Consider the following 2,669-nt stretch of genomic DNA (forward strand, 5'->3'; position numbering starts at 1 on the left):
TTCCCGTAACTGGGGGCACGCCCCCGGACTCCCCTTCCTAGGGGCTTCGCGGCGGCGGGACCGGCCCTGCTCCCGCCGCGCGGTCCAGGAGCCCCGTGCGGGCGGCGAGCGCCGCCGCCTCCAGGCGCGAGCCCACGCCCAGCTTCATCAGCACCCGCTGCACGTGCGTCCGCGCCGTGCTCGGCGCTATCCCCATGCCCGCCGCGATCAGGCGCGTGTCCTCCCCCTCGGCGACCCGGACGAGGACCTCGACCTCCCGTGGGGTGAGGAGCTGCAGCAGCCGCGCTCCTTCGTCGTCGGGCTGGGCCGCGGGGTTGAGCAGCTCCGTGAAGGCGCCCTGCAGGAGCTGCGGGTCGACCGCCGCCTCCCCCGCCCGCGCCTTCATCATGGCGCGCTCGACGCCCTCGATCCGCTCGTTGTGCCGGACGTAGCCGGAGGCGCCGGCGGCGAAGGCCGCGGCGATGCCGAGCGGGCTCGGCACGGGGCCGAGCACGACGACGGCCACCTGCGGGCGGTCCCGCTTGATGCGGACGACCGGGTCGAAGGCGCCCGGCTCGGCGGGCGTGGCGGTGCCCAGCAGGCACACTTCGGGTGCGCGGCTCACCACCAGGTCGGCGGCGCCCGCGCTCGGCGCGGCCGCGGCCAGGACCCGGTGCCCGCGCAGCTTCAGGGCCGAGGCGAGCGCCTCGGCCAGCAGTCGGTGATCATCGACCACCATGAGCCGCACGCCCATGCGCTTGCCCCCTGTCGCCCCGCGTACGTCTCTACGTCTCCTTGTCGACCCCTCGACCCCGGAAGCTACACGCTTGTTCGACGTTGCGCGCCCCTTACCGGTGAGAAGTCCCCCGGAATGCCGAAATCCCTGCCAATCACGTGTACTTCGCGACTGAAACGGATCGTTCAGGCACGGCAGCGCGACGAGCAGGGATACGACTTCTCCGGCGTCAATTGTGCTTGATCACGGCGCCAAGCGGTCGGAAACCGCTGTACGGACGGCGCCGTGATCATTTTGCGTCAACCGGCGTCACCCCGGGTGGATGTCAGGTCCTGGGAGCCGGTCAGCTCCCGCCGAAGGCCATCATCGTGTACTGCTTGCCCAGCGCGGCCGAGCTGCGGTGCGCGTACGTAGAGCCGAGGAAGAGCCGGCCCTGGGCCCACAGGCCCTGCTGGAAGTCGGGCGACAGCTCCCGCTCCGGCCGGGAGGTCTCGTCGGCGTTCTTCAGCAGCACGTCGGCCTTGTACGTCTTGGGGTCGATGCGCAGCACCTTGCCGCCGGCGTTGTAGGTCGGGATCTGGTACCCGATCGGGTAGCCGTCCTTGTCGGTGCCGAGGGGCACCAGGGTGGAGCCGGGGGTGCCGTCCGTCTTGCCCTTGGTCTGGCCGGTGGCCAGGTCGAAGGCGACGATCTCGTTGACCCGGCCGGCCTGGTTCGCGTCGCCGGAGGCGTGGTCGTCGGTGGGCATGTACAGCGTGTCCTTGGTGATGGACAGCTTGGTGCAGCCCTCGACGTCGGTCGACGGGCAGCGCGGGACGTACTTGCCGTTGTCCGTGCCGATCTTGCTGCGCAGCTTGCCTTCCTTGGCGCTGTCGTCGATCACGAAGAAGTCGGACGCGCCGTTGCCCGTGCTGCCGCCGGCGTTGACGGCGACGACGAGGGGCTCGGTGGAGGCGATGTGCGGCCAGCTCAGGCCGGGCGGCAGCTGGTACTTGGACTTCACCGCGCCCGTCTTGGGGTCGAGCGTCTGGATGGTGACGATGCCTCGCTCGATGTCGCCGCAGCGGCGCACGGCGACGAGCTTGCTGCCGCCGCCGTAGCCGGCGTCGCGGCAGTCGTCGCCGTCGGCCTTGGGGGCCCACAGCTCCTTGCCCTCGTCCAGCGACCAGGCGGCTCCGCCGCTGATGCCGCCCGCGGCGACCGTGCCGCCGCCGATGGTGACTTCGGAGAAGGTGACGTCGCGGTCGCCGGCCTTGGCCGACTTCTGCCAGAGCTTGCTGCCCTTGTTGACGTCGAAGGCGATGACCTGGGTGCAGGGGCCGCCGTACTTCTTCTCCGAGCTGGGCTTGCCGTCGCTGACGAGGACGACGGCCTTGCCGTCGTCGGTGGCCTTGGGGCTGGCCCAGCAGATGGCGCCGTCGAGCGGGAGCTCCCACTTCTTGCCGCCGGACAGGCCGTAGCCGACGATCTTGTAGATGTCGGACTTGGCGACCACCTGGTCGGTGGCCCACATGCCCTTCATGCTGACCAGGTCGTCGACCTTCTCCTGCTCGACGTTGAACAGCATCTTGCCGTCGATGGTCTTGGGCTTGCCACCGCCGCCACCGCCGCCCTGGCCGCCCTTGTTGTTGGTGCCGCCGGTCTGGCCGTTGCTGGAGGCGTTGACCGGGCCGTCGTCGCCACCGCCCTTGGTGGCGAACCAGATGCCGCCGCCGGCGAGGACGAGGACGGCCGCCACGGCGCCGGCGATGATCGCCATGCGCTTCTTCTTGGCGCCGTCAGCGCCGTTGCCGCCGGGCGCGCCGGGGTACTGGCCGGGCGCGCCGTACGGGCCGGGCTGCTGCGGGTAGGCGTTGTACTGCGGGTATCCCTGGGCGGGCTGCTGGGCCGGGCCCGGGTAGCCGTAGCCGCCGGGGGGCGCGGCCTGCGGGGCGCCGGGCGGCTACGGCTACCC

The 2,669-nt window shown here is 71.5% G+C and carries 2 protein-coding genes; both read right to left on the reverse strand.

The genetic code is table 11. From position 1 onward, the window contains the following. Positions 1–37: 37 nt before the first annotated feature. Positions 38–733 (reverse strand): response regulator transcription factor, encoded by a 696-nt coding sequence (locus ACSNOH_RS34365; protein ID WP_436725374.1) that lies wholly within the window; start codon positions 731–733, stop codon positions 38–40. A 325-nt stretch (positions 734–1,058) separates the two neighbouring features. Beyond that, positions 1,059–2,474, reverse strand: coding sequence for an outer membrane protein assembly factor BamB family protein (locus ACSNOH_RS34370; RefSeq protein ID WP_436725375.1), 1,416 nt, complete (start codon positions 2,472–2,474; stop codon positions 1,059–1,061). Between the last annotated feature and the right edge of the window lie 195 nt (positions 2,475–2,669).

The sequence above is a fragment of the Streptomyces sp. URMC 127 genome, from assembly GCF_051386535.1.
Taxonomy (GTDB): domain Bacteria; phylum Actinomycetota; class Actinomycetes; order Streptomycetales; family Streptomycetaceae; genus Streptomyces.